Origin of the sequence: Streptomyces sp. NPDC007863, from assembly GCF_040633895.1 — a bacterium.
GTDB lineage: Bacteria > Actinomycetota > Actinomycetes > Streptomycetales > Streptomycetaceae > Streptomyces.
Genome location: NZ_JBEYEI010000017.1, coordinates 22138 through 42396 on the forward strand (window position 1 = coordinate 22138; position 20259 = coordinate 42396).

Consider the following 20259-nt stretch of genomic DNA (forward strand, 5'->3'; position numbering starts at 1 on the left):
GTGACACGGTGGAACGGGGCTAGCGGTAGATGTCGACGACGACCCGATTGGGCTGAGTCAGCGTGAAGACGTTGTAGCGGGAGACGGGGCCGTCGAGGGTGATCCCGAAGTCGGTCGCCGGGGAGAATCCGAGGCTGGAGCCGGTGGTGAACAACAGCTGGGTCGCTTTGACCGTCGGCAGGCCGAATAACTCCACATAGGGATTTATCTCCGAGAAATCACCGGATTCAGCGTTCTTGAGGCTCAGGGAAAGATACGAAGAACCGCGGGTTAGCATCTCCTTCGGCTCGCCTCCGGGGGTCATGTACCAAGGAGAGGTACCGTAGGTGGTCTCGACGGTGGGCAGGGGACCGGCCCCCAGGTCGAACACCACGCGGTCGTAGCCGGTGTGGGTGGCGGCGCGGACCCCGTCCACACAGATGTCCTCGCAGACCTCCGCGGCGCTCTGAGATGCTGCAGCGGCGGTCGTGGGAACGGAGCCGAGTGTCGCGAGGGCGGCTAAGGCAGCCGGAATGGCTAAGCGTGTGAGAGTACTTCGCATAGCGCGCATGATGTCCTGTCCCTTCGAGATGAGAAGACGCAGGCTACGTCAGGGACCTGCCATTCGAGCCGGGAGAGGCCGTTAGTACGTCACGTTTCGAAATCCCCATGACGGGATTTGGCCACTTCGCAGAGCCCGGTGTTCTGGCGCCGATTGCGTCATATGCCGCATCCCAACCGCTCTTGCGGCTTGTGGGCCGAGCAGGGGTCTTAGCCGGGTGACCTTCCGGTCACGTGCACGCAAAGGCATTCCGCCTGGTAATTCGGGGTTCGGCCTGCTTCCAGGAGCGCCTGTTGTCGTTGCTGAATGTGTTCGAGTCCGTCCGCTTCAATCCGTCCGTCGTGTCGCGTGATTGTTTCGCAGAGGTGCATGCCAGGCGGCCGACCGCATCTCATGGCCGGCGATGTCTGCAGGCTCCCCTGCTGGGCCTGGGGCAACGACAGACGCGCAGCTGGCAGGAGTGTCCGCGCCAGCGTCAACGGTTGCCGATGGTCCGTGTCACGGACGAGTCGTCGTCCGGCACAGCCGCGGGTCACCGGTCGGCGTTGTTTGTCCCTGACGTCCCCAGGAGGAACGACCGGCGCTGGAACGGTAGCGAATGCTGGGATCTTGACCAGATTCCGCGCGATCACTCGTACCTGCGCGCTGAAGCATTGAGTGAGACGAATCGTAGCGACCACGCCCCGGATGGATTCTTCAGCGACCAGGTCAGTCCCTACGTCCGCTGAAGGAATAGCTGGTGTCCGACAGTCACCGCCCGGCTGCTGCGCAGCCATGGCGGCCGGCTGAGCCCTCGGACGCCCCGTGGCGCGGGGGCCGGGGACGCGGCGCGAGCGCGGGAGGTCCTGGAGGAGCGGATGGCCGAGCCGCCGACCCTGGAGCGGCTCGCCGCCGACCTCGGCACCAGCCCCTTCGCGCTGCTGCGGGCCTTCCGCGCCGAGTACGGCATGCCGCCGCACACCTGGCTCACGGACGCACGCGTCCGGCGGGCCCGGCGGCTCCTGGACGCCGGGACGCCGCCGGCCGAGGCGGCCGTCGCCGTCGGCTTCACGGACCAGCCCCACCTCAACCGGCACTTCACCCGCAGCGTCGGCGTCCCGCCGGGTGCCTACCAGCGCTCCCGGGGCGTGGACCTCCGCCGTGCCGGGCGCAAGAACGTACAAGACGGATCGCGGGCGGGCTCGTAACGTCTCCGACGTGGCAGAACAGACAGCACACCCCGCCACGGGGCACATACGTGACAGCTCACCCGCCGGGACGGCCGGTGGCGCGGGCAAACCCGACTCCGCCGTCGTCAGGGACGCGCTCGGCGTCGGCGTCGCCGTCGGACTCTCCGGCTTCGCCTTCGGAGTGACCTCCGCGGGCGCCGGGCTCACCCTCCTCCAGACCTGCGCGCTCAGCCTGCTCGTCTTCACGGGCGCCTCGCAGTTCGCCCTCGTGGGCGCCCTCGCCGGCGGCGGGAACCCGTTCACGGCCGCCGCCGGGGCCTTCTTCCTCGGCACCCGCAACGCCTTCTACGGGCTGCGCCTCTCCCAGCTCCTCGCCCTGCCGAGGTCCGCGAAGCCGTTCGCCGCGCAATGGGTCATCGACGAGACCACCGCCGTCGCCCTCGCCCAGCCGGACCGCAGGTCCGCCCGGATCGGCTTCACCGTCACCGGGCTCACCCTCTACGTCCTGTGGAACCTCACCACCCTGCTCGGCGCGCTCGGCGCCGAGGCCATCGGCGACACCGCCGCCTGGGGCCTGGACGCCGCCGGCCCCGCCGTCTTCCTCGCGCTGCTCGCCCCGATGCTGAGGTCCGCGACCGAGCGGGCCACCGCCGGGATCGCCGTCGTCCTCGGCCTGGGCCTGCTGCCCGTGCTCCCGGCGGGCGTCCCCGTGCTGGTGTCGGCGCTCGCCGCCCCGGCCGTCCTCTGGCTCCAGGGCCGGCGGACGCGCAACAAGGAGGCCGCCCGATGAACGGCACCCACGTCTGGATCGCGATCGGACTCACCGTCGCCGGCTGCTACCTGGTCAAGCTGGTGGGCCTGCTCGTCCCGGCGCAGACCCTGGAACGCCCGCTCGTCCAGCGGCTCGCCGCCCTGCTGCCCGTCGCCCTGCTCGCGGCGCTCACCGCACAGCAGACCTTCGCCACGGGCACGGAGCTGGTCCTGGACGCCCGGGTCGCCGGCGTCGCCGCCGCGGCGCTCGCGCTCGTCCTGCGCGCTCCCTTCCTGGTCGTCGTGGGCGCCGCCGTCGTCGTGACGGCGGGGGTGCGGGCCCTGGGCGGCTGAGGCCGGAGCCGTACGGAATCCGGCCCGGGCCCCACGCGCGCGTGGGCCCGGGATCAGTCCTCCAGCGGACGCCCGTAGGCGCGGAGGGTACGCAGGGCGTCGATCGTCACGATCGGCCGCCACTCCAGGGCCGAACCCGGCGCCCAGGCCCGCCACCGGATCGGCCAGCCGCCGTCCTCGCCCTGCTCCGCGGTGAGGAAGTCCAGCGAGCGGGACAGCTCCTCGTCGGTGAACCAGCCACGGGCGAGCGAGTCCGGCACGCGCGCGTAGTCGTGGGGAAAGTGGTGCTCGCCGGGCGCGTACCCGTCGGCCACCGGGAACTCCTCCCGGCGCTCCGGGTCGAGGACGGCGAGCCGCTGCTCGCGCACAAGGCGCCCGAGCCGGTCGGCCGCGGCCTCGGCCCGCGGCCGGTCCGGTGCCGAGTCGAGGAAGGCGACCGCCGCCTGCACCTCGTACGGATGGGACTTCTCCAGCGACTCCACGGCCGCCCAGCAGAACTCGGTCGCCCGGAACAGCCAGGCGTGCCAGACCTGGTTGCGGTGGAGCGCGCCCACCACCGGGCCCGTCGACAGCAGCTCGCCCGGCGGGTCGTCGACGACCGGGACGAACGGCGCCGACGGGTAGCCGCGCTGGGAGGGGTGGATCGCAGGCAGCGCCCCCTCGTGCGTGGAGACCGCCGTCAGATAGCGGCAGATCCGCTCCACCCGCAGTCCGCCGCAGCGCCCGATGGAGTCCAGGACCCGCAGGGCGTGGGCGGTGTGCAGCGGCTGGCTGACCGGGCCGCGCAGGTCCGGTTCGAGCGCGTGGCCGTAACCGCCGTCCTCGTCGAGGTACGCGGTCAGGGCCGCTTCCACCTGGTCCGCGCCGCCGCGCAGGAAGTGGTAGGCGAATCGGCGCTGTTCGAGCACCCGGGCCGTCAGCCAGACGAACCGTTCGGCGCGGGCCAGCGGCGACCCGGGGGCCGCCGTGGGGGTGGGCGGGGAGGAGAGGGGTTTTTCGGCCATGTTCAGACCGTAGGGCGGAACCGCGCGGTGACAAGCCCCGGCGGGCGGGCTGCACTCTTGGGAGCGGGATACTGGGGTCATGCGGTTGACGATTTTCTGGGAACGGATGGCCGATCACTTCGGAGCCGGGTACGCCGACTCCTTCGCGCGCGACCACGTCCTGTCCGAGCTGGGCGGCCGGACCGTCCACGAGGCGCTGGACGCCGGCTGGGAGGCGAAGGACGTGTGGCGGGTGGTCTGCGGCGCCATGGACGTCCCCGCCGAGAAGCGCTGAAGGGCGTCTTGCGCCGATCCGCTCCGACCCCGGGCGGATTGTCCGCCGGGTGCGCGAGACTTGCGGGGTGGCCCCGACTGACGAGACCGAGATGACCGCCCGGAAGACACCCACCACGCCCACCACACCCACCACGCCCAAGGCACCCGCGACACCCGCGACGTCGGCGTCGCCGGCCGTCGCCGCGGGCGGGCCGCCCGACGCGAGCGCCTCACCGGGCGCGCCCGCGGCCGGCTCGGGAGGGCAGCCGCCCGCCGAGGCCCCCGCCACCGCAGCGGCGTCCGGTGCGCGCATGCCCCGCTGGCTGCCCCGCGCGATGGTCCTGGCGCTCGCCCTCTACGCCTGCTTCCAGCTCGGCGACTGGGCCTTCCACCAACTCGTCGGCCTGCTCGTCAACATCCTGCTCGCCTTCTTCCTCGCACTCGCCATCGAGCCGGCCGTCGGCCGCATGGCGGCCCGCGGGATGCGCCGGGGACTCGCCACCTTCCTCGTCTTCTTCGGCGTCCTCGCCGTCGGCATCGGCTTCGTCGTCCTGCTCGGCTCGATGCTCGCCGGCCAGATCGTCGACATGGTCGAGAACTTCCCCAAGTACCTCGACTCGCTCATCAACTGGATCAACGAGACCTTCCACACCGAGCTCTCCCGGGTCGAGGTCCAGGACAGCGTGCTCAAGTCGGACTGGCTGCAGAAGTACGTGCAGAACAGCGCCACCGGTGTCCTCGACGTCTCCGCCACCGTGCTCGGCGGGCTCTTCCGGCTGCTGACGATCTTCCTCTTCGCCTTCTACTTCGCCGCCGACGGACCCCGGTTCCGCCGCGCGCTCTGCTCCGTCCTGCCGCCCGCCCGGCAGGCCGAGGTGCTGCGCGCCTGGGAGATCGCCGTCGACAAGACCGGCGGCTACCTCTACTCGCGCGGCCTGATGGCCCTCATCTCGGGCGTCGCGCACTTCGTGCTCTTCGAGATCCTGGACGTGCCCTACGCCCCCGCCCTCGCGGTCTGGGTCGGCCTGGTCTCGCAGTTCATCCCCACCATCGGCACCTACCTGGCCGGTGCCCTGCCGATGCTCATCGCCTTCACCGTGAACCCCTGGTACGCGCTGTGGGTGCTCGGCTTCGTCGTGGTCTACCAGCAGTTCGAGAACTACGTCCTCCAGCCGAAGCTCACCTCCAAGACGGTCGACATCCATCCGGCCGTGGCCTTCGGTTCGGTGATCGCGGGCACCGCGCTGCTCGGTGCCGTCGGCGCGCTGATCGCCATCCCGGCCGTGGCCACCCTCCAGGCCTTCCTCGGGGCGTACGTGAAGCGGTACGACGTCACGGACGACCCGCGGGTGCACGGCCACCGGCGGTACGGCGAGGCCGTCGTGGCCCGGCTCCAGAAGGCCCTCCAGCACAAGAAGGAGAACCAGGGCGCCGAGGACGCCTGACGGACGCGCGGACCGCGCCTCACAGGTACGAGGGGCCGGTGACGCGGCCCCGGAAGGCGTACCAGATCCAGGCCTGGACCGCGACGAGCAGCGGGGTCACCACGGCCAGCGCCGGGACGAGCAGGGCCAGCGTCCCCGGCGCCGCCGCCCGCTCGGCCAGCGGCAGCGAGGCACCCGCCCAGAGCGGCAGCCCGGCCAGCGGGACGGCGGTGAGGGCGAGCGGATGCCAGGGTCTCCCGGCCCGCCCGACCAGCCGCCGGGCCCGCTGGTACGGGGCGCCGGTGAGCCGCAGCGCGGCGAAGCCGAGGCCGTGCGCGGCGAACAGGGCGGCGACCGCCGGGGCGGCCACGAGGGCGACGGGGCCGTCGGCCGGCTCGTACGGTCTGCCGGTGAGGAGGGCCACGAGCAGCAGGCCCCAGGACAGGGCGACCGTCCAGCTGCCGGCCGTCACGGCGGCGTCGCAGGCCGCGCGCCAGCGGGGCCCGGGTCCGCGACCGCGCGACCACAGGGCGGCGTCCCGCACGATCCACCCGGCCAGCAGGGCCACGAGGACCGGTGCCTGGGCGCTCAGCAGCTCGCCCTCCAGCGCGGGGAAGCAGCCGACGAGGACGCCTGCGGTGGCGACCAGCCACACCTCGTTCCCCAGGAAGAAGGGGGCGAAGGAGGCGAGGACGAGTCTGCGCTCGGCGTCGCCGCGGCCCAGCCAGGGCAGCAGCATGCCGCTGCCGATGTCCGTGCCGGCGAGCACGGACCAGCCGACGGCACAGCAGGCGAGCAGGGCGACGGCGAGGGTTTCCACGGTGCTCCTCGGGGCGGGGGCGGGGATGGACGGAAGGGCGAGGCACGGAAGGTTCCGAGCGGAAGGTCCGGGAACGGAAGGCCTAGTAGTGGCGCAGGGGCGCGGCCGGCAGGGGCTCCTCGCGCGTCCGTTCGTCCCGGCCGAGGCCCGTGTCGGCCGGGCCCCGGCGGGCGTGTCGGGCGAGCAGCCAGGCGTTGAGGACGGCCAGCAGCAGGAAGAGCGTGGCGAACACCGCCAGCGAGAGCCGCATCGTGCCGGGGGAGAGATCGGAGACCGCGTCCTCCGTTCTCAGCAGTCCGTACACCACCCAGGGCTGGCGGCCCGACTCGCGGAAGACCCAGCCGCCGATCATGGCGAGGTACGGCAGCGGCACGGACGCCATCAGGACCAGGTGCCAGAGCCGGAACCGCAGGACGGCCTTCCGGAACGCGGCCAGGATCACGCCGGCGAGGCAGAGGTACGTCATCAGGCCGAAGGCGATCAGCATCACGAGGCCGCCGCCCCGGGTCCAGCCCTCGGAGGGTATGTAGTCGCCGGGGCCGAATCGGGCCGCCAACTCGGCCTGCACCCGGGCGATCTCGGCCACCTGCCCCTGGAAGACCGCCGCCTTCATCGGCTGGAAGGAGGCGAGGGCGCCGAACTGGAGCCCGCCGCTGACCGCCGCCGCCATCAGGGCCGGCGCCGCGACGAAGACCCCGGTCCGCAGGCTCCGGCGGAAGAAGTCCGCCTCCACGGTCCGCCGGAACAGGTGGTAGGCGCTGACGCCCGCCATGAAGAAGCCCGCCGTGAGCAGCGCTCCCGCCAGGACGTGGGCGAGCGGGAGCAGCGCGGCCGGGTTGGTGAGGACCGCGGCCGGGTCGGTCAGGACCAGCTCGCCGCCCTCGGAGCCGTACCCCACCGGGTGGTTGAGGAAGCCGTTGGAGACGAGGATCCAGTACGCGGAGAGGTAGGCGGTCAGGACGACGACCCAGATCGTCGCCAGGTGGGCCCAGCGGCCGAGCCGGTGCCAGCCGAAGATCCACAGGCCGAGGAAGGTGGACTCGACGAAGAACGCGACGAGCGTCTCCACGGCCAGGGAGGCGCCGAGTATGTTGCCGGCCTCATGGGTGAGGCCGCTCCACGCCATGCCGAACTGGAACTCCATGACGAGGCCGGTGACGATGCCGACCGCGTAGTTGATCACGTACAGCTGGCCCCAGAAGCGGACCTGGCGGGCGTCCTCCGGGCGCCGGGAGAGCGTGGCGCGGGTCTGGAGGACGGCCACGATCGTTCCGAGACCCAGCGTGAGGGCGACGAAGAGGAAGTGGCCCGCGGCGGTGAGGCCGAACTGCAGCCGCGCGAGATCGAGTACGTCCTGATGCACCCCTCAAGCGTGCTCCGTCGGCCTCCCGCGGCGCATCTGACCTGGGGCGACAGTTGTGGTCCGGTGTTGTACACCTTCGGATGCACGACACCGGCCCGCGCGTACCACGAAAGTTGATCGGGGTGGTCCCGGGCCCTTAGGGGACGACCCCGGGACAGGCGGGCGTCACGGGGCGTCAGGCCAGCCAGCCGGGGGTGATCATCCCTGACTCGTAGGCCAGGACGACGAGTTGCGCCCGGTCCCTGACCTCCAGCTTGGTCATGATCCGGCTGACGTGGGTCTTGGCGGTGGCGGGAGAGAGGACGAGCCGGCCCGCGATCTCGTCGTTGGACAGACCTGCCCCGACCAGGCCGAGGACCTCCCGTTCGCGGTCGGTGAGGGCGTCCAGGCGGGGCGCCGGGTCGGGGCGGCCGGACGGGTCGGCGCGGCCGGCGAACTCGGCGATCAGCCGGCGGGTCACCGCGGGGGCGATGAGGGCGTCGCCGCGGGCGACGACCCGTACCGCGTGCAGCAGTTCCATCGGCTCGGTGTCCTTGACGAGGAAGCCGGACGCGCCGCCGCGCAGCGCCCCGTACACGTGCTCGTCCTCGTCGAAGGTGGTCAGGATGACGACCTTCACGCCGTCGAGGCGGGGGTCGGCGGTGATCCGGCGGGTGGCCTCCAGGCCGTCGAGCACGGGCATCCGGATGTCCATGAGGACGACGTCCGGGCGGAGTTCGGCGGCGAGGGCGACGGCCGCCGCGCCGTCCCCCGCCTCGCCGGCGACCTCGATGTCCTCCTCGTCGGAGAGGATCGACCGGAATCCGGCCCGGACGAGGGTCTGGTCGTCGGCGAGCACGACGCGGATCATGAGGGCGTCCCTTCCTGTGGGGTGAGGGTCGTGGGGAGGCGGGCGTCGACGACGAAGCCGCCGCCGGACGGTCCGGCGGCGAGCGTGCCGCCGAGGGCGCGGGCCCGCTCGGCCATGCCGCGGATGCCCGTCCCGCCGCTGCCGGTGCCACCGCTTCCGGACCCGTCGCTTCCGGTGCCTCCGGGCCCGCTCGGGGCGCCCGCGGCCGTGGTGCCGGGCGTCCCGCCGTCGTCCGCGATCCGGAGCCGTACCGTGCCGGTCGCCGGCTCCCAGTCCAGGGAGACGGTGACGGTCGTGGCGGCGGAGTGACGGGTCACGTTCGTCAGCGACTCCTGCACGATGCGGTACGCGGCGAGGTCCACGGGCGGCGGCAGCGGGACGGGCGTGCCGGTGACGCGGGTGCGCACGTCGAGCCCGGCGGCGCGGGCCCGGGCGGTGAGGTCGCCCAGGAGGGCCAGACCGGAGGCGGGAGGGGCGGTCGGCGCGGCCTCGTCGGCGCCGCGCAGCACCCCGAGGGTGGCGCGGAGCTCCCGCAGGGCGTCCTTGCTGGTGGTGCGGACCGCGGTGAGGGCCTCGGTGGCGGTGGTGAGCGCGGTCTCGGGGTCGGGGCGCTTGGCGAGCCGGTGGAGGGCGGCGCCGGACTGCACGTTGATGAGGGAGACGGTGTGGCCGAGGACGTCGTGGAGCTCGCGGGCGATCCGCAGCCGCTCCTCGGTGGCGCTCTGCCGGGCGCGGGCCTCCTGCTCGCGCTCGGCGGCGAGGGCCCGCTGCTCCACCTCGTGGAGGTACGCGGTCCGGGTGCGCTGGGCCCGGCCGACCGCGACCAGGCTGATCAGCCAGCCGGCGAGCATCGCGAGCGCGGTCCCGTCGATCTGGCGGTGGCCCGGCGCCTGGCGGGCCTCGCCGAGGCCGACCGCGAGGAGCGTGACGGCGGCGAGGGCGACGGCGGCGGCGAAGCGGCCCTCGGCGGCCGTGGTGTACAGCGCGAGGGCGAAGGCGATCATGAGCGGCCCGTCCTGCTCGGAGAGCGGGTAGTAGGCCACGCACGCGAGGAGGGTGACGACGGCGACGGCCACGGGCCATCGGCGCCGGAGGACGAGGGCGCCGCAGCCGACGAGCACGAGCGCCCAGCCGAGCGCGGCGCGTGGGGCGGACTCGTCCGTGTGCCACCCCGAGATCAGCGTCCAGACCGTCACCAGGAGGAGCACGAGGCCGGCGATCAGGGCGTCGGCGGTCCGGGGCGGGAGGCGCATGGGTCGAAGGATAGGCGGGGTGCAGGCCGGGGGCCGCCCGACCGGCCTATACTAAAAAAGTTGAATAGGTCCTGGGTGGGGTGCGGCGGAGAAGAGGGTGGCCGACGGATGAGTGCGCACGGATATCTGCGGTACGTGGCCCTCGGGGACAGCCAGACCGAGGGTGTCGGTGACGGGGACGACCTCACCGGGCTGCGCGGCTGGGCCGACCGGCTCGCCGAACACCTCGCCCGTACCGGCCCCGGGGTCCGGTACGCCAACCTCGCCGTACGGGGGCGCCTGGCCGGCGAGGTGCGGGCCGGACAGCTCCCGGCGGCCCTCGCGCTCCGACCCGACCTCGCCACCGTCGTCGCCGGTGTGAACGACCTGCTGCGGCCCGGCTTCGACGCCGACGAGACGGCCGGCCACCTGGAGGCCGTCTTCGCCGCCCTGACCGCCCAGGGCGCCCGCGTGGCCACCCTCACCTTCCCCGACGTCGGCCGCATCACCCCGCTGGCCCGGCCGCTCGCGCCGCGCGTCCACGCCCTCAACGACCGGATCAGGCAGGTCGCCCGGCGGCACGGCGTGACCGTCGCCGAGACCGCGCACCACGAGGTGGTCACCGACCCCCGGCTGTGGAGCGCCGACCGGCTGCACGCCTCCCCGCTCGGGCACGCGCGCATCGCGGCCGCCGTCGCCGACGCGCTCGCCCTGCCGGACAGCGACGACCGCTGGACCCGGCCGCTGCCGCCGCGCCCCGTGCCCACGCGCCTGGGCGCCGCCGCCGGCGAACTGGCCTGGGCCGGATCCTTCCTCGGACCCTGGATCGCGCGCCGGGTGCGCGGCCGGTCCTCCGGGGACGGCCGGGTCGCCAAACGCCCCGGGCTCCTGCCCGTGGAACAGCGCGGGGAGTAGCCCGGCGGCCCTGTCGCGGGGGTGCCCGGGCGGTCAACGCGCGGGGTTGGGTTCAGTCGTCTGAAGGTCGTTTCCGGCGAACCGCCCGAAGCCGTCCGATGAGCCTCCTACCGTACGGACTGACCGTGCCGACGCGGTCCTACGAGGAGGAAGCCTGTGTCATCGCCCTGCGACCCCCGCTACGCCCCCGCCGGTGACGTGAACGGGGCACTCATGGTGATCGACTCCCGGCTCAAGGCCGTCCACGACGGCAAGACCGGGACCGACCCCGAGCAGCAGAAGCTGCTCGACCAGCTCACGGCGTCCCTGGACCTGGAGGGGGTCAACGAACTCCTGGACGGCGCGTGCACGCTCGTCTTCATCTTCATGAAGTGGCTGCGGCAGGTCCACGAGGAACACGACCGGGACGTCATCGAGTACGTGGTCCCCAGCCTCGTGGCCACGCTGCGCATGATGCCCCGGAGCGTGCGCCCCGAGGCGATCCCCACCATGGCCGGCCTCGCGATCGCGGCCGGCACCGGCCTGAGCCCCAGCCTCTGGCGCCGGCAGTACGGGGAGTGGACCAAGGAGGAGATGACCGCCCTGGAGGCCACCGCCCTCCTGCTGGCCGAGCACATCAACCGGATCGCCGGCGACCGCGACTACGCCACCCGCATGATCGGCGAGACCCTCTCCCGCGCCGACCGCGAGGCGGGGACGGACTTCGACGGGGAGTGGGGCGAGGAGGGCGAGTAGGCGCCGGAGCGGGCGTGCGACGGACGGGTCGGACGTTGTCCACAGGGCGGGCGTGGCGCGCTTGACACGAAAATCGAACATCTATTCTCATGAAGGTTCCGGCCCTTGGAATCGCGGACATCTCGGCGAGTTGTCCACAGGTCGGAGAGACGCGAGGGCCCATTGTCAGTGGCAGGGGTTAGCGTCTTTCACATGAAGCGATCGACTCAAGCAACCCGGGTGGAACCCATGGCAGGAACCGACCGCGAGAAGGCTCTCGAAGCCGCACTCGCACAGATTGAACGCCAATTCGGCAAGGGCGCCGTGATGCGCATGGGCGACCGTACCCAGGAGCCGATCGAGGTGATCCCCACCGGTTCGACCGCCCTCGACGTCGCCCTCGGCGTCGGTGGTCTGCCGCGTGGCCGTGTCGTGGAGATCTACGGCCCGGAGTCCTCCGGTAAGACGACCCTGACCCTGCACGCCGTGGCCAACGCGCAGAAGGCCGGCGGACAGGTCGCCTTCGTCGACGCCGAGCACGCCCTCGACCCCGAGTACGCCCGCAAGCTGGGCGTCGACATCGACAACCTCATCCTGTCCCAGCCGGACAACGGCGAGCAGGCCCTCGAGATCGTCGACATGCTGGTCCGCTCCGGTGCCCTCGACCTCATCGTCATCGACTCCGTCGCGGCGCTCGTCCCGCGCGCGGAGATCGAGGGCGAGATGGGCGACTCCCACGTGGGTCTCCAGGCCCGACTGATGAGCCAGGCCCTCCGGAAGATCACCAGCGCCCTCAACCAGTCCAAGACCACCGCGATCTTCATCAACCAGCTCCGCGAGAAGATCGGTGTGATGTTCGGCTCGCCGGAGACCACGACCGGTGGCCGCGCGCTCAAGTTCTACGCCTCGGTGCGCATCGACATCCGCCGCATCGAGACCCTCAAGGACGGCACGGACGCGGTCGGCAACCGCACCCGCTGCAAGGTCGTGAAGAACAAGGTCGCGCCCCCGTTCAAGCAGGCCGAGTTCGACATCCTCTACGGCCAGGGCATCAGCCGCGAGGGCGGTCTGATCGACATGGGCGTGGAGCACGGCTTCGTCCGCAAGGCCGGCGCCTGGTACACGTACGAGGGCGACCAGCTCGGCCAGGGCAAGGAGAACGCCCGCAACTTCCTGAAGGACAACCCCGACCTCGCCAACGAGATCGAGAGGAAGATCAAGGAGAAGCTGGGCGTCGGCGTCCGCCCCGACGCCGCGAAGGCCGAGCCGGCCACCACCGACGCGGCGGACGCGGCGGACCCGGCGGCCGCGGACGACGCCAAGGCGGCCCCGGCCACCGCGGCCAAGACCGTCAAGGCGACCAAGGCCACCGCGGCCAAGAGCTGAACCGGTGACCGGTCGCACCGAATGGCCGGGTGACAGCCCCGACTCGTCGAGGGCCGAGAAGGAGCTGTCACCCCAGGATCCGGCTGAGCGGGCGCGGGCGATCTGTCTGCGCCTGCTCACCGGAACCCCCCGCACGCGCAGACAGCTGGCCGATGCCCTGCGCAAGCGGGAGATCCCCGACGACATCGCCGAGGAGGTCCTCGCCCGCTTCGAGGACGTCGGCCTCATCGACGACGCCGCCTTCGCGGACGCCTGGGTGGAGTCCCGCCACCACGGGCGGGGCCTCGCCCGCAGGGCCCTCGCCCGCGAGCTGCGCACCAAGGGCATCGACCCCGGCCTCGTGCAGGAGGCCGTCGGGCAGCTGGACTCCGAGCAGGAGGAGGCCACCGCGCGCGAGCTGGTGGCGCGCAAGCTCCGTGCCACCCGCGGTCTCGACCGCGACCGCCGGCTCAGACGCCTCGCCGGCATGCTCGCCCGCAAGGGCTACCCCGAGGGCATGGCCCTGCGGGTGGTCCGCCAGGCCCTGGAGGCGGAGGGCGAGTCCACCGACGGCCTGGAGGAGGGCTACTAGAGCCCTCCGGGGGACCAGGCCGCCCGTGGTGCGGTGCTCCCAGCCCGCCGGACCCGATGCCGAGCCCGGTGAGGTGACGAGCCCGGCGCCGAACCGGCCGCCGAGCCGGACGCTGGGGGGCGTTGGGCGCGGGCCTGGGCCCAGGGGCGGGGGCTACGAGGTGGTCGTCGGGTCCTCGTCAGGGGGCTGCTCGCCCGGCGGGAGGAGGACCGGGAGGCCGGCCGCCTTCCAGGCCTGGAAGCCGCCGATCAGGTCGGTCGCCCGGTGGAGGCCCAGGCGGCGGAGGGATTCCGCCGCCAGCGAGGAGGCGTAGCCCTCGTTGCAGAAGACCACCACCCGCAGGTCGTGACCGGTGGCGAGCGGGGAGCGGTGGCTGCCCAGGGGGTCGAGCCGCCACTCCAGCTCGTTGCGCTCCACGATCAGCGCGCCCGGGACCAGGCCGTCCCGATCGCGCAGGGCCGCGTAGCGGGTGTCGACCAGGAGCGCGGCGCCCGAGGCGTACTCCTCGTACGCGGTACGGGCGTCGACCCGGTCGAGACCGGACCGGACGCGTTCCAGAAGCTCGTCGATGCCGATGCGGTCGTCGCTCACTGCCAGTCCTCCGGGCGCTCGACCTGCTCCAGGCGGAGCACGGGGCCCGTCCTGCTGAAGCGCCGGATCAGCGGGAGGGGCGGGTAATAGGCGTGGACCGAGATCGCGTGGGCGTCGGGGGAGGCGTTCAGCACCTCGTGCAGGTGGTCACGGCCGAAGGCGCGGCCGTCGCCGGCGTCGAGCCGGCGGGAGCGGTCGAGGTCCTCGGCCAGCTCCAGGGTCTTCCAGCCGCCCGCCGGGAGCCGGACCGCGAGCGCGTGCTCGGTCAGGCTGCCACGGGCGGTGGCGAAGGCGCCGACGGACTCGGCGTGGTCGTGCCAGCCGGTGCCGGTGCCGGGCGGCCAGCCGATGAGCCAGGCCTCGCTGCCGCCGGGGCCGTCCAGGCGCACCCAGGTGCGGCCTTCCGGATCGAGCGGCAGGGAGTCGACGAGGGCCTGGTCGGCGGCGGTGCGGAGGACGAAGTCGAGCAGCGCGGCCGCGGTCGGGCGATCGGCGGCCGTCGGAGCGGGGGAGGGGGAAGGGGTGACAGAAGACGCGGGCACGGGTGACCGTCCTGGAATCGCTGGGGTGCGCGCCACGCAGGGAGAACGGCGGGTTCGCCGGGGGAGCCGAACCGAGGACGCCCGCGGGACGGAGATCCGGGGGACGGAGGTCCGGGGCGCGGCGGGTCGGGCGGACGCGCGGGGAAAGGGAAGCGAGTTCAGAAGGACGGGCGACACACGCAGCCCGCATAGCGGATCAGGTCCATGTGGACCCTCCGCCACAGGCGTACATCGGTGTCGGTCACGCTCCGGAGTACACCACGAGCGCCCGCGCGAATCAATGGACTTCCACCGTCCGGTCGTGTGCGGGCGACGTCCCGGCCGGGGCCGGGACGTCGAGGGAGAGCGCCTCCTCGGCCGTCGCGGGAAGGGCCGGCGGCTCCTCCTCCACGGGGTCGGCGGGCTCCTCGGGGGCGCTGCCTCGGGCGGCCTCGGCCGCCGCGTGGAGCTCCTCGGGGTGCACGCCCGCGAAGGCGGCGACCAGATGCCCGTCGGGGCGGACGAGCAGGACGGCGTGGGCGGGCGCGCCCGGGTAGGCGTCGGTCACCAGGACCTCCGCCGCCACCGGGAGGGCCTCGGCGGCCTCCTCCAGGCGGGGCATCAGGCCGGCCGTCCGCCAGTGCCGGCGCTCCCACACGCCGGAGCCGGGGGCGACGAGCAGGACCAGGAAGCGGGCCTGCCCCAGCCGGTCACGGAGCCGTACGGTCGTGTCGTCGGGGGCGGTCACCCGGACGTCCTCGACGGGCGCGCCGAGCGGGGTGCCCACCGGGACCATGCCCTCGCTGAAGGGCGCGGCGAGCGGCGAGTGCGGATAGGCGGGGGAGGCGCCCAGCGGGCCCCGGCCCAGGTGCCCGTCGGTCAGCAGGGCCTCGTGGCCCCGCATCGCGCCCGGCAGGTAGCTGCGCAGCCCACCGCCGCCGCGCAGCGCCGGCAGGGCCTGGTCGGCGGCGCGCAGCCGGGCCGCGATCGCCGCGCGGCGCTCGCTCTGGTAGCTGTCGAGCAGGGCGTCGGGGGCCGTCCGGTGCCAGGTGAGGGCGAGTTTCCAGGCGAGGTTGTCGACGTCCCGGAGGCCCTCGTCGAGGCTCTGGGTGCCGATCGCGCCCAGCAGATGGGCAGCGTCCCCGGCGAGCAGCACCCGGTCGACGCGCCAGCGGCGGGCCAGCCGGTGGTGCAGGGTGTGGACGCCGGTGTCGAGGAGCTCGTACGGGGGAGTGCTGCCCTCGCACCAGCCGGCGAGGGTCTCGCGGATCCGGGCCACCAGGGCGTCCGGGGTGACGAGTTCGCCGCGCGGCGGCAGCAGCCAGTCGATCCGCCACACCCCGTCGGGCAGCGGGCGGGCGGTGATCTCCTCGCCGGACCCGCGCCACGGGGGCTGACGGTGCAGCAGGGACTCGCCGGGCCAGGGGAGTTCGGTGCGCAGCGCGGCGACCGCGTGCCGCTCGACCGCGGTGCGGCCGGGGAAGCGGACGCCGAGCAGCTTGCGGACCGTGGAGCGGGCGCCGTCGCAGCCGACGAGGTGGCTGCCGCGCCACCAGGTGCCGTCCGGACCGCGGGTGTGGGCGGTGACCCCGGTGCGGTCCTGCTCGATGGTGTCCAGACGGGCGTCGGTGACGAGCCGGACGAGCGGTTCGCGGGCGATGGCCTCGCGCAGCCCGCGGGCGAGCGCGTACTGCGGGATGTGCAGGGGGGCGGCGGGCGCGGCGGGGGAGTCGGGGTCCTCGGACCACTCCTCGGTGCCGCCGAGTCCCAGGTCGAAGGCGACCTCACGGGTCGGCCGGCGGCGCTGCATCCCGCGCCAGCCGACCCAGCGCAGCCCCTCGTCGCGGACGGTGGCGCAGCCCAGCCGTTCGACCAGCGCGGCCATGTCGGCGCGCAGCACGACGGTCCGCGCCGGGCGCGGTTCCTCCTTGCCGGAGGTCTCGTCGAGGACGACGCTGGGCACGCCCTGCGCGGCGAGCGCGAGGGAGAGCGCGAGGCCGACCGGCCCCGCGCCCACGATGATCACCGGGTCCACGGCGCGGCTCCAAAAGGCCGGAAAGTCATGGGGGCAGCACAGCAGAGTGTGGCACGAGCCCGGTGCTTGATCACAGACCGTATGCAACCCAGTCAGGGTGTTTTGCGTCAAGTGACGCGGTGGGCGTGGTGCGGCTGTTGTCAGGTCGGGGCCGATTCCGGCGGCCGGGGGCGCCCCTCGTACCGCTTCCGGTCCCACCAGAACCTCCGGCCCCGCCGGTTCCACCGGAAGCGGATGCTCCGGGGGAGCCGGACGGGGCCGGAAGCGGACGGGCGCGGGATTGGGGGGATACCGGGCCGGTCGGGGTGGTGGTCGTACGGATCGTCGACGGGGTCAGGCGCCGCCGGTGCCCGCCCCGCCCATCTCGACGTTCACGAGCGGGGCCACGTCCTTCACCGCCGCCGCCTTGCGGCCCTGGCGGAGACGCTTCTCCAGGCGGGCGGCGAGGGAGGTGAGGAGGGCGTTGAGCGCGATGTAGATCAGCGCGATGACGGTGAAGGCGGCGATCGTGTTGGCGCCGTAGTTGGCGGTGATCTGCCGGTTCTGGCTGAGCAGTTCGCCGAAGCCGAGCATCGCGCCGCCGAGCGCGGTGTCCTTCACGATGACGACGAGCTGGCTCACCAGGGCGGGGAGCATGACGGTCACGGCCTGGGGCAGCAGCACGTACAGCATGGTCTGGCCCTTGCGCATGCCGAGCGCCACGGCCGCGTCGCCCTGGCCCCGCGGGAGCGAGAGGACACCGGCGCGGACGACCTCGGCGATGACGGAGGCGTTGTAGAGCACCAGGCCGGTGACGACCGCGTACAGGGGGCGGAAGTCGGAGCTGATGGGCGTGTAGGCGGCGTAGACGGCGCTGGCGAACATCATCAGCAGCAGCACCGGGATGGCGCGGAAGAACTCCACGACCGCGCCGACCGGGACGCGTACCCAGCGGTGGTCGGAGAGCCGGCCGATGCCCAGGACCGCGCCGAGGGGCAGCGCGATCAGGATGGAGAGCGCGGCGGCCTTCAGCGTCTCGATCAGGCCGGGGATCAGGTACGTCGTCCACACCTGGGAGTCGGTGACGAACGGGCTCCACTTCTCGGCCGTCAGCTGGTTCTTGTCCGCCATGGCGGAGAGCACCCAGTAGGCCACCAGGCCCAGGACGGCGAGGAAGCCGATCGTGTAGACGACGTTGCGCCGCTTGGCCCGGGGGCCGGGGACGTCGTAGAGGACGGAGTTCATCGCTTCACCGCCAGTCGCTTGGCCGCCCAGCCGAGGACCAGGCCGGTGGGGAGGGTCAGGACGATGAAGCCGAACGCGAAGACCGTGAAAACAGCGAAGAGTGCGTCCGCTTCGTTCTCGATCATCGCCTTCATGAGAAACGCTGCCTCAGCGGCGCTGATTGCCGATGCAACAGTGGTGTTCTTGGTGAGGGCGATGAGGACATTGGCGAGCGGGGTGATCGCAGCGCGGAAGGCCTGTGGCAAGACGACCACCGTCAACACCTGCGTGAAGCTCATGCCGAGCGCGCGCGCCGCTTCGGCCTGTCCTGGCGGGACCGTGTTGATGCCCGAACGTAGTGCTTCGCAGACGAACGTGCCCGTGTACGCGACCAGGCCGAGAATGGCCAAGCGGAACCCGATGGATTCCGATGCCTCTGCCCCGAGCGTGATGCCCAGAGTCTGGTCGAGAGCCAGGGAGCACGCGACGATCACGACGGTCAGCGGCGTGTTCCGCACGAGGTTGACATATGCGGTGCCGAAGCTCCGCATGAGCGAGACCGGACTGACACGCATGGCGACCAGCGCTGTGCCCCAGACGAGCGATCCGATTGCTGAGAAGAAGGTGAGTTGCGCCGTCACCCAGAAGGCGCCGAGCAGGTCGTACTGCCCAGAATCAAGAAAGTCGAACACGATGCCCCGCGCTCTCCCTGGCGGTCGGTTGGTCGGACGGCTGGCCGCCGTGCGGACGGTGGCCAGCGGGCGGACGGCCGCCACCGTACGGAGGCGGCCGTCATTGCCCGGTCACGAGCGGGTGGGTTGGGGTTCCACCGGCTGCTCGCGCGCGGGATGCATCAGTTCTGGATCTTCGGCGCAGGCTCGCTCTTGTAGCCGGACGGGCCGAAGTGCGCCTTCACGAGCTTGTCCCAGGTGCCGTCCGAAACCATCTTCTCCAGGGCCTTGTTGATCTTGCCCTTGAGTTCGGAGTCGCCCTTCTTGAGGCCAATGCCGTAGCTCTCGTCGCTCATCGACAGGCCTGCGAGCTTGAACTTGCCCTGGTGTTCCTTCTGGGCCGCGTAGCCGGCGAGAATAGAGGCGTCCGTGGTCAGAGCGTCGACACGCTTGTTCTCGAGGCCCGTAAGGCACTCGGAGTAGCCCCCGAGCTGGCGGAGGTCGGCCTGCGGGGCCAGCTTCTCCTTGACGTTCTGCGCGGAGGTCGAGCCGGTGACCGAGCAGAGCTTCTTGGAGTTGAGGTCCTCGACCTTGGTGATCGAGGAGTCGTCGGCGCGGACCAGCAGGTCCTGGTGGGTCAGGAAGTACGGACCGGCGAAGTCGACCTCCTTCAGGCGCTTCTCGTTGATCGAGTAGCTCGCGACGACGAACTTCACGTCGCCGTTCTTGATGAGGTTCTCGCGCTCGGCGGAGGGCGCCTGCTTCCAGGTGATCTTGCCCTCGTCGTAGCCCAGCTCCTTGGCGACGTAGCGGGCGACGTCGACGTCGAAGCCGGCGTACGAGCCGTCCGGGGTCTTCAGGCCGAGACCCGGCTGGTCGAACTTGATGCCGATGGTGATCTTGTCGCCGTTGCTGCCCGAGTCCGAGCCGGTGCCGCAGGCGGTGGCGGTCAGGGCGAGGACGACGGCGGCCGCGGCGGACGCGGAGGCGGTGCGAAGCTTCATGGGTGAACGTCCCTTGGGTAGCGGTGAGTTGCGAAGACTAGGTCGTCGACTCGCTCAGTGGTGCAGGATTTTGGAGAGGAAGTCCTTCGCCCGGTCGCTGCGCGGGTTGCTGAAGAACTCCTCAGGGGTGGCCTGTTCGACGATCCTGCCGTCGGCCATGAAGACGACCCGGTCGGCCGCGGAGCGGGCGAAGCCCATCTCGTGCGTCACGACCACCATCGTCATGCCCTCCCGGGCCAGCTGTTGCATGACCTCCAGGACCTCGTTGATCATCTCCGGGTCCAGGGCCGAGGTGGGCTCGTCGAAGAGCATCACCTTCGGCCCCATGGCGAGCGCGCGGGCGATCGCCACGCGCTGCTGCTGGCCGCCGGAGAGCTGCGCCGGGTACTTCTCGGCCTGCGCGGCCACTCCCACCCGCTCCAGCAGGGTGCGGGCCTTGGCCTCCGCCTCGGCCTTCGCCGTGCCGCGGACCTTGATCTGGCCCAGCATCACGTTCTCCAGCACCGTCTTGTGCGCGAAGAGATTGAAGGACTGGAAGACCATGCCGACGTCCGACCGCAGCCGGGCCAGCTCCCTGCCCTCCGAGGGCAGCGGCTTGCCGTCGATCGTGATCGTGCCCGCGTCGATGGTCTCCAGGCGGTTGATCGTCCGGCACAGCGTCGACTTGCCCGAACCCGACGGCCCGATGACGACGACGACTTCACCGCGGCCGATCGTGAGGTCGATGTCCTGCAGCACGTGCAGCGCGCCGAAGTGCTTGTTCACTCCGGACAGGACGACCAGGTCCTCCGGGGCCCCGGGGGCTTCCTCGTTGTCCTTGGACACTGCCACTCCGCTCATCGGCCTCTTGCTCCGTCCTCCTCGGTTGGGAGGACACTAGAGACCC

Annotated in this window: 22 protein-coding genes and 1 pseudogene; 9 read left to right on the forward strand and 14 right to left on the reverse strand. The window is 72.2% G+C overall.

Annotated elements, in window-relative coordinates; genetic code table 11:
• Positions 1-19: 19 nt before the first annotated feature.
• Positions 20-541 (reverse strand): hypothetical protein, encoded by a 522-nt coding sequence (locus ABZ621_RS25370; protein WP_360608296.1) that lies wholly within the window; start codon positions 539-541, stop codon positions 20-22.
• Positions 542-1299: 758 nt separating this feature from the next.
• Here ABZ621_RS25370 and ABZ621_RS25375 point away from each other — a divergent pair.
• From ABZ621_RS25375 to ABZ621_RS25385, 3 genes and pseudogenes are all read left to right on the forward strand, one after another.
• Positions 1300-1659 (forward strand): annotated as a pseudogene (locus ABZ621_RS25375) (AraC family transcriptional regulator); the annotation flags it as partial.
• A gap of 115 nt (positions 1660-1774) precedes the next feature.
• Positions 1775-2500 carry an AzlC family ABC transporter permease gene (locus ABZ621_RS25380; RefSeq protein ID WP_360608566.1) on the forward strand — a complete coding sequence of 242 codons (726 nt, stop codon included), beginning with the start codon at positions 1775-1777 and terminating at the stop codon, positions 2498-2500.
• Positions 2497-2814, forward strand: coding sequence for an AzlD domain-containing protein (locus tag ABZ621_RS25385; RefSeq protein ID WP_360608297.1), 318 nt, complete (start codon positions 2497-2499; stop codon positions 2812-2814). The genes ABZ621_RS25380 and ABZ621_RS25385 overlap by 4 nt, the downstream gene beginning before the upstream one ends.
• Positions 2815-2867: 53 nt before the next feature.
• Here ABZ621_RS25385 and ABZ621_RS25390 read toward each other — a convergent pair whose 3' ends face one another.
• A complete protein-coding gene (locus ABZ621_RS25390) occupies positions 2868-3818 on the reverse strand; it encodes a hypothetical protein (protein ID WP_360608299.1) in 951 nt (316 codons plus the stop codon).
• Positions 3819-3897: 79 nt separating this feature from the next.
• Here ABZ621_RS25390 and ABZ621_RS25395 point away from each other — a divergent pair, with 79 nt between their 5' ends.
• Positions 3898-4092, forward strand: a complete 195-nt coding sequence (locus ABZ621_RS25395; protein ID WP_189952904.1) for a DUF3046 domain-containing protein — start codon at positions 3898-3900, stop codon at positions 4090-4092.
• A 292-nt stretch (positions 4093-4384) separates the two neighbouring features.
• Complete coding sequence (locus ABZ621_RS25400; RefSeq protein ID WP_360608568.1) at positions 4385-5518, forward strand: AI-2E family transporter; 1134 nt, start codon at positions 4385-4387, stop codon at positions 5516-5518.
• 19 nt (positions 5519-5537) lie between these two features.
• Here ABZ621_RS25400 and ABZ621_RS25405 read toward each other — a convergent pair whose 3' ends face one another.
• The 4 genes from ABZ621_RS25405 to ABZ621_RS25420 form a co-directional block, all read right to left on the reverse strand.
• Positions 5538-6317: a cytochrome d ubiquinol oxidase subunit II gene (locus ABZ621_RS25405; protein WP_360608301.1), complete on the reverse strand. Its 780-nt coding sequence runs from the start codon at positions 6315-6317 to the stop codon at positions 5538-5540.
• An 82-nt stretch (positions 6318-6399) separates the two neighbouring features.
• Entirely contained in the window at positions 6400-7680 is a 1281-nt protein-coding gene (locus tag ABZ621_RS25410; protein ID WP_360608303.1) for a cytochrome ubiquinol oxidase subunit I, read from the reverse strand.
• A gap of 175 nt (positions 7681-7855) precedes the next feature.
• Positions 7856-8530 carry a response regulator transcription factor gene (locus ABZ621_RS25415; RefSeq protein ID WP_360608305.1) on the reverse strand — a complete coding sequence of 225 codons (675 nt, stop codon included), beginning with the start codon at positions 8528-8530 and terminating at the stop codon, positions 7856-7858.
• Positions 8527-9783, reverse strand: a complete 1257-nt coding sequence (locus tag ABZ621_RS25420) for a histidine kinase (RefSeq protein WP_360608307.1) — start codon at positions 9781-9783, stop codon at positions 8527-8529. Before ABZ621_RS25420 ends, ABZ621_RS25415 begins: the two co-directional genes overlap by 4 nt.
• Before the next feature lie 108 nt (positions 9784-9891).
• Here ABZ621_RS25420 and ABZ621_RS25425 point away from each other — a divergent pair, with 108 nt between their 5' ends.
• From ABZ621_RS25425 to recX, 4 genes are all read left to right on the forward strand, one after another.
• Positions 9892-10677, forward strand: a complete 786-nt coding sequence (locus ABZ621_RS25425; RefSeq protein WP_360608309.1) for an SGNH/GDSL hydrolase family protein — start codon at positions 9892-9894, stop codon at positions 10675-10677.
• A gap of 156 nt (positions 10678-10833) precedes the next feature.
• Positions 10834-11412, forward strand: a complete 579-nt coding sequence (locus ABZ621_RS25430) for a hypothetical protein (protein WP_360608311.1) — start codon at positions 10834-10836, stop codon at positions 11410-11412.
• Positions 11413-11640: 228 nt separating this feature from the next.
• Positions 11641-12777 carry a recombinase RecA gene (recA, locus tag ABZ621_RS25435; protein ID WP_360608313.1) on the forward strand — a complete coding sequence of 379 codons (1137 nt, stop codon included), beginning with the start codon at positions 11641-11643 and terminating at the stop codon, positions 12775-12777.
• A 4-nt stretch (positions 12778-12781) separates the two neighbouring features.
• Entirely contained in the window at positions 12782-13348 is a 567-nt protein-coding gene (gene recX, locus ABZ621_RS25440; protein ID WP_360608315.1) for a recombination regulator RecX, read from the forward strand.
• Positions 13349-13501: 153 nt separating this feature from the next.
• Here recX and ABZ621_RS25445 read toward each other — a convergent pair whose 3' ends face one another.
• The 8 genes from ABZ621_RS25445 to ABZ621_RS25480 form a co-directional block, all read right to left on the reverse strand.
• Entirely contained in the window at positions 13502-13939 is a 438-nt protein-coding gene (locus ABZ621_RS25445) for a rhodanese-like domain-containing protein (RefSeq protein ID WP_360608317.1), read from the reverse strand.
• Complete coding sequence (locus ABZ621_RS25450) at positions 13936-14481, reverse strand: cysteine dioxygenase (RefSeq protein ID WP_360608319.1); 546 nt, start codon at positions 14479-14481, stop codon at positions 13936-13938. The genes ABZ621_RS25445 and ABZ621_RS25450 overlap by 4 nt, the downstream gene beginning before the upstream one ends.
• A gap of 158 nt (positions 14482-14639) precedes the next feature.
• Positions 14640-14726: a putative leader peptide gene (locus ABZ621_RS25455; protein WP_346768519.1), complete on the reverse strand. Its 87-nt coding sequence runs from the start codon at positions 14724-14726 to the stop codon at positions 14640-14642.
• 32 nt (positions 14727-14758) lie between these two features.
• On the reverse strand, positions 14759-16495 hold the full coding sequence (locus ABZ621_RS25460) for an FAD-dependent monooxygenase (RefSeq protein ID WP_360608321.1): 1737 nt from the start codon (positions 16493-16495) through the stop codon (positions 14759-14761).
• A gap of 333 nt (positions 16496-16828) precedes the next feature.
• A complete protein-coding gene (locus tag ABZ621_RS25465; protein WP_360608323.1) occupies positions 16829-17719 on the reverse strand; it encodes an amino acid ABC transporter permease in 891 nt (296 codons plus the stop codon).
• The gene (locus tag ABZ621_RS25470; RefSeq protein ID WP_360608325.1) at positions 17716-18390 is read right to left on the reverse strand and encodes an amino acid ABC transporter permease; all 675 of its coding nucleotides are present in this window, start codon (positions 18388-18390) and stop codon (positions 17716-17718) included. The genes ABZ621_RS25465 and ABZ621_RS25470 overlap by 4 nt, the downstream gene beginning before the upstream one ends.
• A 161-nt stretch (positions 18391-18551) precedes the next feature.
• Positions 18552-19373 carry a glutamate ABC transporter substrate-binding protein gene (locus ABZ621_RS25475; protein WP_360608327.1) on the reverse strand — a complete coding sequence of 274 codons (822 nt, stop codon included), beginning with the start codon at positions 19371-19373 and terminating at the stop codon, positions 18552-18554.
• A gap of 54 nt (positions 19374-19427) precedes the next feature.
• The gene (locus ABZ621_RS25480; protein ID WP_360608329.1) at positions 19428-20213 is read right to left on the reverse strand and encodes an amino acid ABC transporter ATP-binding protein; all 786 of its coding nucleotides are present in this window, start codon (positions 20211-20213) and stop codon (positions 19428-19430) included.
• Positions 20214-20259 lie beyond the last annotated feature (46 nt).